The 12,979-nt window shown below is 51.5% G+C and carries 8 protein-coding genes; 7 read left to right on the top strand and 1 reads right to left on the bottom strand.

What is annotated here, in order from left to right:
* Nucleotides 1-193 precede the first annotated feature (193 nt).
* From CCUR_RS01665 to pknB, 7 genes are all read left to right on the top strand, one after another.
* The gene (locus CCUR_RS01665) at nucleotides 194-961 is read left to right on the top strand and encodes an ABC transporter ATP-binding protein (RefSeq protein ID WP_012802751.1); all 768 of its coding nucleotides are present in this window, start codon (nucleotides 194-196) and stop codon (nucleotides 959-961) included.
* Nucleotides 951-3,059 (top strand): ABC transporter permease, encoded by a 2,109-nt coding sequence (locus tag CCUR_RS01660; protein ID WP_012802750.1) that lies wholly within the window; start codon nucleotides 951-953, stop codon nucleotides 3,057-3,059. The genes CCUR_RS01665 and CCUR_RS01660 overlap by 11 nt, the downstream gene beginning before the upstream one ends.
* A gap of 333 nt (nucleotides 3,060-3,392) precedes the next feature.
* The gene (locus CCUR_RS01655) at nucleotides 3,393-4,619 is read left to right on the top strand and encodes an FHA domain-containing protein (protein WP_012802749.1); all 1,227 of its coding nucleotides are present in this window, start codon (nucleotides 3,393-3,395) and stop codon (nucleotides 4,617-4,619) included.
* Nucleotides 4,620-4,661: 42 nt separating this feature from the next.
* Nucleotides 4,662-5,078 (top strand): FHA domain-containing protein, encoded by a 417-nt coding sequence (locus CCUR_RS01650; RefSeq protein ID WP_012802748.1) that lies wholly within the window; start codon nucleotides 4,662-4,664, stop codon nucleotides 5,076-5,078.
* Nucleotides 5,078-6,436: a Stp1/IreP family PP2C-type Ser/Thr phosphatase gene (locus CCUR_RS01645; protein WP_012802747.1), complete on the top strand. Its 1,359-nt coding sequence runs from the start codon at nucleotides 5,078-5,080 to the stop codon at nucleotides 6,434-6,436. Before CCUR_RS01650 ends, CCUR_RS01645 begins: the two co-directional genes overlap by 1 nt.
* Nucleotides 6,433-9,198, top strand: a complete 2,766-nt coding sequence (locus CCUR_RS01640) for an FtsW/RodA/SpoVE family cell cycle protein (RefSeq protein ID WP_012802746.1) — start codon at nucleotides 6,433-6,435, stop codon at nucleotides 9,196-9,198. Before CCUR_RS01645 ends, CCUR_RS01640 begins: the two co-directional genes overlap by 4 nt.
* 76 nt (nucleotides 9,199-9,274) lie before the next feature.
* Nucleotides 9,275-11,230 (top strand): Stk1 family PASTA domain-containing Ser/Thr kinase, encoded by a 1,956-nt coding sequence (gene pknB, locus CCUR_RS01635; protein WP_012802745.1) that lies wholly within the window; start codon nucleotides 9,275-9,277, stop codon nucleotides 11,228-11,230.
* Between the two features lie 605 nt (nucleotides 11,231-11,835).
* On the opposite strand, the gene CCUR_RS01625 is transcribed toward pknB, so the two are convergent.
* Nucleotides 11,836-12,765, bottom strand: a complete 930-nt coding sequence (locus tag CCUR_RS01625; RefSeq protein ID WP_012802743.1) for a DMT family transporter — start codon at nucleotides 12,763-12,765, stop codon at nucleotides 11,836-11,838.
* Nucleotides 12,766-12,979 lie beyond the last annotated feature (214 nt).

The following is a 12,979-nucleotide window of genomic DNA, read 5'->3' as shown; positions in this document are numbered from 1 at the left end:
TTCTTCGTTAAGCCCACGTTCTTCTTTCTAATCACATCTGATTCCCCTTCTGATACCCAATAAGCCTTACAAAAATGAAAGCTTTTTGTAAGCCGCTTCGATGGCAGTTATGCGCTGAATACTCCATAGTGCAAATAGACCGAATGTCGAATTCGCTCACAGAGACGACATCCCTTACAGGAAGGAAGCACCTATGAATCATGTATTAGAGTGCCGCGGCATCGAAAAGTATTACGGAAATCGCGAAGCGGTAACCCGCGCCCTTGATGGTATTAGCTTCACCGTCGAGGCAGGTGAATTTATTGGCATCATGGGGCCAAGCGGATCGGGTAAAACAACCCTCCTCAATTGCATCGCAACAATCGATCGCGTAACCGCTGGCAACATCCTAGTCAATGGCCAGGACAGCACTGTTTTGAATGCCCGTCAGGTTGCACGCTTCCGCCGTGAAAAACTCGGTTTTATCTTTCAGGATGCAAGCTTGCTCGACACCCTTACCGCGCGCGAAAACATTGCGCTTGCACTCACAATTGCTCGCGTTCCAGCCGCCCAGATTGGCCCACGTGTCGAAGCAGTAGCGATGCGGCTTTCTATCGCCGATATCCTCGATAAATTTCCCTATCAAATTTCCGGTGGGCAAAAGCAGCGCGTAGCTGCCGCACGCGCCATCGTTTCTAATCCAGCTTTGGTGCTCGCCGACGAACCGACCGGCGCACTTGATTCCAAAAATGCGCGCATGATGCTCGAAAGCCTTGAAATGCTCAATACCGATCTTTCCACCACCATCCTGATGGTGACGCACGATTCTCTAGCCGCCAGCTACACACACCGCGTGCTGTTTATCAAGGATGGAAAGCTATTTAACCAGATCGTTCGTGGCAATGATACCCGCAAACAATTCTTCGATAAGATCATGGATGTTGTAACGTTTTTAGGTGGTGACGGTGCTGATGTACGCTAAGCTCGCCTTTGGAAACGTCCGCAAAAGTCTGCGTGATTTCGGCATTTACTTTATTACGCTCGTTTTTGGCGTCTGTATCTTCTATGCATTTAACTCACTTGAAGGGCAAAGCGGTCTTCTTGAGATTACTGAATCGCAAGAAGAAATTATGAAACTACTTGGCATAGTTATCACAGGCGTTTCAGTATTTATTGCCGTCGTGCTCGGCTTTCTTATGGTGTATGCCAATCAGTTTCTTATCCGCCGACGTAAGCGTGAATTCGGAATCTACCAGGTCCTAGGCATGGACCGCAGCAAAGTTACCCGCATTATTGTTTTCGAGACATTCATTGTGGGATTGGCAGCACTTGTTGTAGGACTCGCTGTTGGCGTCCTTCTTTCCCAGGTTCTCTTGTATGTAACGGCATCCCTGTTCTCAGCTCCCGTGAAGGGATTTCAGCTTTCTTTCTCAGGTGCAGCTTGCCTACTCACCATTATCTGTTTTGGTATTATCTTTTTAATTACTCTTATCTTTAATATAGTGTCGGTATCACGCTACAAACTTATTACTCTTTTAAATGCCAACCGCACGAACCAGGCAGTAAAAGTACGTAGTCTACCTCTGTGTGTAGTCTTATTTATCGTGGCATTAACACTGATAGGGGCCGCTTACTGGATTCTTGTACGAAGCGGATTTAGTCAAATTACTATGCCGGAGTTTGCTGCATCAACTGCACTGGTAATTGTTGGTACATTCCTGTTCTTCTTTTCCTTATCAGGATTTCTGCTACAGGCAGTTAAGCGCAACCAGCGGATTTACTTCTCCGGTCTTAATATGTTCACACTTCGTCAGCTCAATAGTAAAGTGAACAGCGCTTTCTTTTCCATTTCCATCGTATGCCTCACGCTGTTTTTAGCTATTACATCCACTTGTACAGGCTTTGCCATGACAAGCGCCATTAATGGTAACTTGGCAAAAGCCAATCCATATGACGCATCCCTTTCAACCTTTTTTTCGAGTTTCTTGGGACGCGATGGCACAGATCCCCAGCCTGACTACTATGCTGCCGAAGCCGATGATGTCAATATGGAAACCGCCCTCAAAAGTCGTATACCGAATTGGGATAACCTTGTCGCAGATTCTGCTCAACTCAATCAGTATCGCACAGAAGTAACATTAGGTACTCTTGCACAGAATGCAGGGGTTACTCTGCCAGATTATCTATCCAATCTTTCCGATTATCCCCTTCCTGTTATCGGGCAGTCGCAGTTCAACCAAACCATGGCCTTGCAAGGACATGAAGGTGTCGATCTTCAGGGAAGCGAATATTTACTCTGGAGCAATGTAGAAAAAATGCAGAGCTTCTTCACGCCTGTTATAGATGCCGCGCCCTCTATAGAAGTAAATGGCACAAACCTTTCTTTAACAACGCAGCAAGATAGTCTCTGTACCGCTGCTGAAACCAATTCGCCCCTGCCGTCACTGTATGCAGCACTTGTGGTACCAGACGATGTACTGCCCGGCCAGGAAAGTCTGTACCTTATAACGCTTAACGTACGCTATACTGCCCAAACCGACCAGGTAGAGGCCGATTTTAAAGCTGCTATACAGCAAGCGCACAGCGCAGTCGCCGCTGAAGAAGGCTTAGAAGACTCTCAGGTTTATTGGCCATTTTTGATACTGATTACCGCCCAAGATAATGCTGATCAAATTTTGGGGCTTAACGCAGTTATTTCGTACTTAGCTATTTACATTGGTTTCGTACTTCTTATCGCCTGCGCAGCCATTCTTGCCCTCCAGCAACTTTCTGAAGCTGCTGACAATCAAGAACGCTACGCCGTACTGCAGCGACTCGGCTGCGAAAAGACTATGGCACAGCGTGCGCTGCTTGCGCAGATGGGTGTGTATTTCCTTTTCCCGCTCGTGCTAGGTATCTGTCACTCTGTTGTGGCCGTCTCAGCTCTTGTTGATGTCATTGGAACATTAGGACATCTAGATATCATCAAACCGCTCATCGGTACGGCTACATTCGCGCTAGTCATCTATGGAGGGTACTTCTTGGTCACCTATCTTATGGCACGCAACATTGTACTGTCACGCAAAGCAAATCGCTCGTAAGCAGAAAGGTCTTAGCGAACCTTCGCAGCAGCATAGCGCCCCGTCAAACATCCGCCATTGTAGGCACACATGAGACTAAATATCTCATAGTCACAATACGGGGCGCTCATCAACGTATATTGCTACGATGTGATCTGAAGAAACGAACGCTCACGGCAAACAGATAGATAACGGGCGGCAGAACTGTATTATTTGCTGGTTTTCGGCGAAGACGTGCTCTTTCGTGTCATTTTGGATGAAAAACGCCCCAAAAGAGCACAGGAATGTCCGTTTATGGCAAGATGAGAGTTTGAACAATCCGCTACGTGCAGTGCATGCAGGCAAGGAGCTTTAATGGGCATTTTCTCGCGATTGGAAAGAGGTATGGAAAACGGCCTCGAAGGCGCGGCTGACCGTATGTTCGATGCCCCCATATCACCGGTGCAGATCTCCAAAAAGGCGGAGCGCGCCATGAAGCGTGAAAAAATGGTGGGTGCGGGCAGACAATACGCCCCCACGCTCTATACCATTCTTGTTAACCCCGATGATGATCAGCGCTTATTTGGTTATTATCCCACGTTGGCCGGCGAAACAGAAACATATTTAGCGGCCAAGGCTGCTGAATCAGGGTTGTCGATGGATGGCACACCACTCGTGCGGTTTATCGTCGATGAAGAACTGAAGCATGGCAAATTTGATGTTATTGCCGAAATGGTTTCAGCACCCATTGTTGCGCAACTGCGCCAGGAAGAAATGGCTCGCTATGGCCTTGCTCCCCAACCAGTGCCACAGCAGCGTGCGCAAAATAATCGCGGCAGTGTCGCATCCGCCTATGCACCAGCCGCTGCTTATCCATCAACGGCTGGTGCCGTTCGTCCACAAAGTTATCCGCAGACATATCCGCAAACTCACGCGCAAAATGCCCATGCCATGGCGTCCAACAGCACGGCAGCACCAGCAACCCCAGCTGCTTCAGCCACCCCTGTCACTATTCCAAATGCGGCTGGTATGGCCTCAGCAGGGATGGCCGAACAAAATGCCACTCCTGAAGCAACACCGGTCTCTACACAGGCTTCGCAAGCCCCGCAGGCGAAACCTCCTCTTCCCTATGTACCAGAAGAAGAAATCGATCGTTCAATCGATTATGGCGAATATACTTTTAACAGCCAGGACTTTGAAAGCTACGAGCAGTCGGCTCAGGCCATTCCACCCGTAGAGCAACCCACCGCACAACCATCGACCCCACCAGCTGGCGGTTCGTTCGCGGCCGGTGTGTCAGCCCCTGCCGCTGCTATTACCGTTGCACGCCTGATCGACAATGCAACCCTGCGTGCGTGGACGCTGCATTCATCGCGCATGATTGTTGGTCGGAGCAGTGCAAGCGACATTGTTATTGATGACATCAACGCAAGCCGCAGTCATGCCGAACTGCGCTGCGATACACAGGGCCAGTGGCTGATTACCGACCTTGGATCAACTAATGGCACCTTTGTAAACGGACAACGCATCACAACTCGTCCCCTTATGGAGGGGGACCGCATCGCGATCGGCACCACCGATCTGATGTTCAGTCTGCACTAAGCAGCTGTTCATGAAAGCAAGGCGAAACCAAAGGATGTACGCGTGGCAATAGATGTAACTCTGCTGATTGCACGACTTCTCTTCGTAGCTTTGCTGTATCTATTCCTGTTTGCCATTATGAAAACAGGCATCGGACTTGTTCGTGGTCAGCGGCGCCGCGAAAAGTCATGGACTATTGCGGTTGAGAAAGGTCCCAAAGAACTGCGGGGTGTGCAAATAGCTGTGCATGGCCCGGTTATTGTTGGACGCAATCCTGGTGCAGACATCGTTATTGGTGCCAGCTACGTATCGGGACGTCATGCACGTTTTACCCTGATGGGGCAAAACCTTTTTATCGAAGACCTCGGATCAACCAACGGCACATATGTAAATGGACAGCGCATTCGCGAAGCAATCGCTCTGCGCAATAAGGACGTTGTCACCATTGGTGATGTCGCCATCCGCGTGAGGTTTGTGTAATGTCCGGACGTCCAAGCGCACGAAGCCGGCGAGCATTCACCGCGCTGTTTGGTAGCCGCACTGATATCGGTTGTGTGCGCGAACACAATGAAGATAGTCTTGTGGTAGCTCCTCCCCTGTTTGCCGTTGCAGACGGCATGGGCGGACATGCTGCCGGTGAAGTAGCCAGCGAAATAGCTGTTCGATCGCTTGCTCATGACGCTCCACACGAAGCTGATACTGAAGCGCTCGGGACTGCTGTTGTCACCGCTAATCATGCTGTTATTGAAGCTGCGCGCCAAAAAGGGCGCTCCGGCATGGGGACAACCCTCACTGCTGCGGTGCTTGATGGTGAGCGCCTCGCATTAGCCCAGGTAGGTGATAGTCGCGCTTACCTGCTTCATAATGGGCGTCTCCAACAACTGACCCGTGATCACAGCCTGATGGCCGACATGATCGAAGCAGGCGAATTAACCGCTGAAGAAGCGCGTGTACATCCGCAACGATCGGTAATTACCCGCGCCCTTGGTAGTGATCCCGGCATGCAACCTGACCTTTACGAGATCAACGTGGCTGCTCACGATCGCCTGCTACTTTGCTCAGATGGCCTGACTACCATGCTCGAAGATAAACAGATCGAGCGTATTCTTAATCGCACACACGACCCACAACGCTGTGCAAGCATCCTGGTTAATGAAGCAATTGGCGCCGGTGGCTACGATAATGTCACGGTAGTCGTAGTTGATATCGAGGGAAATGCGAGCGCTCGCGTGCGCAAAGCGCGCCAACGGGGACGACTTTGGGGTGTGTTTATCGTAGCCGCCCTGATCGCCACAATCCTTGGTGTCTGCTTCGGTGTGTATTCATATGCGCAGGGCACCGCCTACCTTACCGCGCAAGATGGCAAGGTGGCTGTATATGCCGGTGCTCCTGGCACGGTGCTCGGACACGAGCTTTCTCACTTGGATCACGTCACCGACATATCCGTCGATGACCTCCAACCAGGTGTGGCAGCTCGCCTGAAAGATGGCGTTATCCGCACCGATAGCCTTGATGCCGCCAACAAGCTTGTTGATGAATATCAAAGCGATATTGCCTCTTCAAGCAAATTTTCGACTTCGTCATCGAACACGCAGAGTGAAACCGAAGCAGAAAAGGAAGCGCTGAGTGAACGCGAAGTGCTCTCAAGTGCCGCTCAGAATGCAACAAACGGCAGCACTGCAGCCGATTCTGATGCGTCGCCGTCTTCAGCTGAAGCGTCCACTGAAGTATCAACGAGCGCTTCGGCAACCAGTGTTTCTTTTACCGGCAGCTCTCCTAACAACTCTCAAGCATCACATGCTCATAGCACTCAACAGCAAGGGGGTGCAGCCCTATGACCCGCCGCAATACTGAATTGCTGCTGCTCTTGGTGGCGGCTCCCCTAGTTATCCTGCTGTACGCCATGATCGTGATGCACAATGGTGGACAGGTAGGCGTTGATACCCTTGGGGTTCCACTTGCTATTTTTGCTACCTTTGCACTCGCCCACTTCGCCGTGCGCATCTGGGCGCCCGGTGCCGACCCCGCCCTCTTGCCGCTTTCGTTTGCCTTATCGGGCATTGGCATTGCATTCATTACCCGTCTTGCTCCTGAAATGGCCGTTCGACAAGTTATCTGGCTTATCGGCAGCATCGTGTGCATGATTTTGGTTGTCGCCCTTGTTAAGCGTATTGATCGAGCAGCTGAATATAAGTACACCTTAATGGTCTTTGGCATTATTCTTTTACTTTCGCCACTTTTGCCTGGTATTGGTAAAGAGATATCGGGTAGTCGTATCTGGTTGGGATTGGGACCTTTTAGTTTCCAGCCGGGCGAAATAGCAAAACTTATGATTGTCTTGTTCTTGGCAGGCTATCTTGCTGCTAATCGCGAAATGCTTTCAGTGTTTACCTGGCGAGTAGGCCCACTACACATTCCCGACCTGCGCACACTGCTGCCGATGCTTCTTATGTGGGGGCTTTCGCTGCTCGTTGTGGTATTTGAAAAAGACCTCGGTAGTGCACTTGTCGTCTTCTTTGTATTTCTCGCTATGCTCTACGTAGCCACCGGCAAAAAATCTTATGTGGTCGGGGGCATTTTGCTGGCATTTGTTGGTGCACTTGCCGCTTGGAAACTATTCACCCATGTGCAAATCCGCGTAGAAACCTGGCTTGATCCCTTCGCTGATGCCGGCGGAAAAGGTTACCAGTTAACGCAGGCCATCTACTCAATGGCTGATGGCGGCATATTCGGTGTTGGTATTGGCAACGGACTGTGCGATAAGATCCCGGTTGTTGAAAGCGACTATATTTTTGCCGCCATTGCCGAAGAAAGCGGACTGCTTGGTGCAGCCGGGTTGTTGCTTTTGTATGTATGCTTCGCCATACGTGGCATGGTGACAGCCGCGCGCGCAAAAAGCGATGTCAGTTCATTTCTTGCAACAGGTCTTACCTGCGCTATTGTGCTTCAAGCCTTCATTATTGTTGGTGGTGTCACGCGGCTGATTCCCTTAACGGGTCTGACTCTTCCCTTTGTCAGCCAAGGTGGATCGTCGCTGCTCGCAAGCTTTATCGCCGTTGGCATGTTGCTGAAATGCGGTGATGAAGGCACCGGTATCGAAGCAGAAATGCGCGGCGCGACCACCCAGATACATGCCAACAGTGTGCTGGGGCGTGTAGCCTTAGGCAAACGCCTTACCCATCTGGCGCTATTTATTGCGGTGCTGTTTGCCGTACTGGTAGCTAACCTCACACTGCTGATGGTGGTTAACGCAAGCTATTATCAGAACTTGCCCGGCAACAACCACACCATCCAAAAGCAGGCCACCCGCGAACGTGGCACAATATCCACCTCTGATGGCACGGTGCTTGCCCAAAGCGTACCCAATGGCGATGGCACATACACGCGTACGTATCCTGCCGGCACACTTGCTGCGCAGGTGGTGGGCTATTCGTCAACTCAATATGGAACCAGCGGCATTGAAGCGACAGCAAACGACCAGTTAACCGGCGAAAGTTCATTCGCCACCTGGACCGATGTCATCAACGCCTACGCTGGTATTTCACGATCGGGCAACGATGTGAAACTCACAATCAATTCCAAGATCCAAAAAGCTGCTCAAGATGCCCTTGAAGGCTATTCAGGGGCGTGTGTCGTTATGGATCCAGAAACCGGCAAGGTGCTGGCCATGGCTTCATCGCCCACCTATGATGCTGCTAACTTTGAATCGCTGCTCGCTGGATCAACAGGGCCGGGATCATCTTCCGACGCGCTGTATAACCGCGCCACGCAAGCGCTCTATGCACCGGGCTCCACCTTCAAGATGGTCACACTGGCCACAGCGCTGCAAAACAACATTGCCACTGAAAAGACTTCCTACAAGAGTCCCGGCACCATGGATATTGGCAACGCTCCTATCACCAACTTTGATGGGTATAGCTACGGCACTATTTCATTGGCACGGGCGACCGAACTTTCCTCAAATACTGTTTTTGGACAGCTTGGTGTACAGATAGGTCCCGATCTGTTGGTAAAGTCGTCCGAAGCTTATGGCTTTAACCAAAACGTACCCTTTGATCTGCCGCTGACGCAATCGCTTATGCCCAACCCCAGCGAAATGACCACGTGGGAAACGGCATGGGCCGCCTGTGGACAACCAGTAGGTGAGCATAAAAGCCCTGCTGGCCCGCAGGCTAACGTGCTGCAAATGGCGCTCGTTGGCTGCGGTATTGCTAATGATGGCAGCATTATGAAGCCCTATCTTATCGACAGTGTGTACAACGCCGATGGTGAAAAGGCTTCAAGCACTACGCCCTCAGTATTCGCCAATGTCATGTCAGCACAAACTGCTCAGCGTGAACGTGCTGTTTTGAAGGGCGTTGTCGACGAGGGCACGGGTACTGCTGCCGGCATCAACGGCGTTAGTATTGCGGGCAAAACGGGTACTGCTCAAACCGGTAAGGCTCACGACGACAGCTGGTTTGTCGGCATGGGTCCAACCGACGATAGTAAGGTGGTTGTCGCCATCGTGCTCGAACAGGCCTCCGACAGCAGCACAAATGCTGCAGCTCGCGCAAAGAATGTGTTAAGAACCGCCCTGCAGGAACAGGGAGCTCTGTAAATACGGTAAGCTGTAAGGTGTGTATGCAATGCGCCTTCAGCATGTGCCCAAAAGGAGTTAAAACGTGAACGGAAACATGATAGGCCGTGTATTCAATAATCGCTATCAGCTCACCGAACGCATCGGCATCGGTGGCATGGCCGAGGTGTACCGTGCGCAGGATCGAGTGCTCGGACGACTTGTGGCCGTAAAAGTCATGCTGCCCCAGTATGCTTCTGATCCTGAATTCACCCAACGCTTCCGCCAAGAAGCTGCTGCCGCTGCTAATCTGCAGAGTCCCTATATCGTCAATGTATACGACTGGGGCCAAGATGAAGGCATCCATTATATGGTGATGGAATATGTACGCGGCAGCGATCTCAAAACTGCTATTACGCAACGCGGCGCCATCAACCAACGTAAGGTTGCTGAAATCGGTGCGCAGGTATGTAAGGCGCTTTCTGTAGCCCACAACCAAGACATTATTCACCGTGATATCAAGCCGCAAAATATCATGGTTCAGCCTGACGGCAACGTGAAGGTGATGGACTTTGGCATCGCCCGTGCGAAGAATTCCATGAAGCAGCAGACCTCTGCGGTGCTGGGAACAGCACATTATATATCGCCTGAACAGGCTCAGGGCAAAGAACTCACCCCAGCGTCGGATATTTATTCACTCGGCGTTGTGCTCTACGAAGCTGCCACGGGCAAGCTTCCCTTTGACGGACCCGATTCGGTATCCGTAGCCATGAAACAGGTGAGCGATGCTCCTGTGCCGCCACGTGAAGTTAACCCCGATCTCGACCCTAATCTTGAAGCTATTATTTTGCGAGCGCTTGAAAAAGATCCTGCTGCGCGCTTTGCAACCGTTAACGACATGAAGCATGCGCTCAACGACTACCTAGCTGGACGGCCCGTCAGTCTTGATGACGATGCAACCCATGTCATGTCAAATGGTACTTTCGTCCCACCTATCAGCAATGCTGCTGGCGCTACTTCAGTTATGCAACCACTTGCCTCCGAGGGCTCACCTGTAAGCGGTGCGCCCTCGGTTATGCGCGCTGTCGACGAAGAAGAACAAGCGAAGCATAAGAAGCGGCGCAACGCTGTTATTGTTGCTATTATCGCTGCTGTCGCGCTGCTTGTTGCCGCTATCGCCTTTGCACTCAGCGGCATGAACGGCAGCAGCATGGTACCCGATGTAACAGGGCAAACGGCCCAGCAGGCCGAGGCTACCCTGAAATCGGCTGGCTACACCATAGGTACAACAACCGAAGTATACGACGACTCAACTGACGAAGGGCGCGTCGTGAGTACCGACCCGCCAGCTGGTACGACCGTCGAAAAGGGTTCAGCTATCAACTTGAATATTTCTAAAGGTAAAGGACAAGTAGAGGTCCCCGATCTCAATGGAATGAATGCCGACCAGGCAAAACAAGCACTTACCAAGGCGGGGCTAACTGCTTCACAGGGTACAGCTGTCGCTTCTGATGAAGTAGCAAAAGACAAGGTCGCCACACAAGATCCAGCCGCCGGCACAAAGGTTGAAAAGGGTTCAACGGTAACCTTTTCGCTCTCAAGCGGCCCTGAAAGTGTATCGGTGCCAGATATCACTGGTATGAGCGAAAAGGAAGCTCAAGCTGCTCTTTCGAATGTGGGGCTTACTGGGTCTCTCAGCGACCGAAAGGCTTCTGACAAGGTAGCTGAAGGGGACATTATCAGCCAGAGCCCCTCGGCTGGCAAAAAGGTTAGCAAGGGTAGCAAGGTGTCGTATGTCATTTCCACTGGCCCTTCTGTTGTGACCGTCGCGGTACCCAACCTCACGGGCATGACGAAGGACGGCGCCAAGAGTGCGTTAACTGAAAAGGGTCTTGTACTGGGCGATGTGACTGAAAAGTCATCTGACAAGCCAAAGGGTACCGTTATCGAGCAGAGCACCGACAGTGGCACAAAGGTTGAAAAGGGTTCGAAGGTGAATATTGTCATCAGCTCTGGGCAGGGTGTGCTGAACTCCCTTGTCAACCCCAGCTCGAGCACAACCACCACGAGCTAAACGTTTTGGTACTGCTCGCGAGCCTCGTCACCGACCACAAGAACTACATTGAGCAACTTCACGGGTTGGACTGAAAGCGTGCGGACGCTGCGGAAGCGCCTTCCGACTACAGAAAGCACTCTCCGCCCCAATGACAGCTCCTAGACGCGTCTGAATCCCGCCAATCGCAAAGCGGAACAGGAACAATTCACCCTCGCCGTATTCACCCGATGAAGAGGCGGTCGAACGATTGTGTGTCCCGCTATGACCGCGGAGGAACTAGAACGCAACTTCTTTCTCGTGGAGGACGCAACGGGCTCATGCACTGCAAGATTCGCGAGCGATCTGCCCGATTCACTAGCTGATGCCACAGAGATGCCTGCAGCGGTCGTGGCCTGTGACCTAGCGATGTCAGTCGATGTGCGCGAGCGCAGGAGCGGACTCGACTACCTGGAAGGGCTCCTTGATGAAATGCGCTGAACTGAAGATCTCGAGGCTCATGAAGCCATGAAATATCGTCATAGAGCTTGAAGACAGTCTGCCGATGAACTCATGGACACTCATCGGCGGGCTTATGACGCAGGCTCATACGATGATCGCAGGATAGCTTTTAATGGGTCCGAACCCTAACGGCGGACAGATGAAAGACGCTGCACATGCTCGTGCACTATACGATGCGGCAGCGTTATCTGCGTATCTTCTAAAGATGCCGCCATTGTGCACGCCACAATAAGCGCAGCACCAACAATACCTACCGACGTCAGCACTTCACCCAAAGCAACGGCTGAAATGGCGGCGGTAAATACCGGCTCGGCGCACAGCAACACCGAAACAGTGGCTGACGGAATACGCGACAGAGCAAAGTTTTGTAAGAAGAACGCCACACACGTACCAATAACAGCCAGAAATGCAATGGCAACCCAGCTTTCCAGTGGCACAGCGTCAAGAACAGGAGGCACTTCAAAAACGATGGCTGCTCCGGTGGCCGTCACAAACGTAACGCCGATTTGCGCAACAGACATGGCAATCGCATCCACTTCACCCAAGCCATGCTCGGCCATAACGATAGAAGCCGCAAAGCACGCTGAACTCGCCAAGCCACAAAACTCACCTGGGCCAAACGAAAGCGCTCCCCCATTGCAGCACAGCAAATACAGCCCCGCGATAACCACTCCCTGCAGTAAAACTGTTTGCAGCGTGTAGGCACGACGAAGTACCACCAACGAAAGCACGGGAGTAAAGAGCATCGGTAACGCCATGAAAAAGCCTGCGTTAGTCGCACTGGTTAGATTGACCGCAAGACCACACAAAAGAAATGAAGCTGCCATCAGCAGACAAGACGGCAACCACGTGCGCAGACGCTTACCTTTGAAAGTAGAGATCACCCGCCGTCCGAAAAAGAGCATGAATAGCACGAATGCCAGACCAAAGCGCAGTACCGCACACCACATCGGTGAAATGCCGAGATAGGCAATCTTCATAAGGACATTACCCAAGCCATAAATAGCTGCCTGGATAAGAACCAACATAATGACTATGCCCTGCTTACTCTGCACGTTCGGAAGCATTCCTTTCCAACACACTGTTCTAACCATTCCAAGAGATTCAGGCCAAGCGCAAAAGCATTCAAAGAGCGCACAAGCCCAAGGGGTGCACCCACTTCAAACTCTACTTATCGGAAAGCCGCTGATGACAACGTAGGTTGTATCGTCTCTCTGCAAGCATGATATGCCGCGCTTGTATAAAAGTAAAATTTGACTATCTTATATA

This window comes from Cryptobacterium curtum DSM 15641 (assembly GCF_000023845.1).
In the GTDB taxonomy this organism is placed as follows: domain Bacteria; phylum Actinomycetota; class Coriobacteriia; order Coriobacteriales; family Eggerthellaceae; genus Cryptobacterium; species Cryptobacterium curtum.
Note: the sequence above shows the minus strand (reverse complement) of the source record. Positions and strands in the feature narration are given on the sequence as shown.